Source organism: Pseudomonas sp. D47 (genome assembly GCF_045447305.1).
Classification (GTDB): Bacteria; Pseudomonadota; Gammaproteobacteria; order Pseudomonadales; family Pseudomonadaceae; genus Aquipseudomonas.
The window spans coordinates 1-265 of record NZ_JBJGXU010000223.1; the positions used below are offsets into that span (position 1 = coordinate 1).

Below are 265 nucleotides of genomic sequence, written 5' to 3' on the forward strand. Positions count from 1 at the left end.
TTGGCGCAGCGGTTGGTGGTTGCGGGTGATTCGGTGGTTTGGACGGATCATGAGAATCGCAGTACTGAGTTTCCGTTGCCTACTGCTGCTCGACCAGCAATCACTAATAGCTTGGCCGAAGCGGCGATTTACTTAGGGTCGCTGCCTGATGAGTTGGTGCTGGCTCAGGCGTCACGGTTTTATCACTTTCGCGACGGTGTGCTGACGGCGATCAGCGATGCGTATGACAACCGGCTGCGGGTTTCTCGTGATCGTTCCGGTCGGA

At 56.6% G+C, this 265-nt stretch carries 1 protein-coding gene; it reads left to right on the top strand.

Going from position 1 to position 265, the window contains the following annotated elements:
• The coding region (locus ACI77I_RS32315) for a hypothetical protein (RefSeq protein WP_407000280.1) at positions 1-265 on the top strand (265 nt) is incomplete at both ends.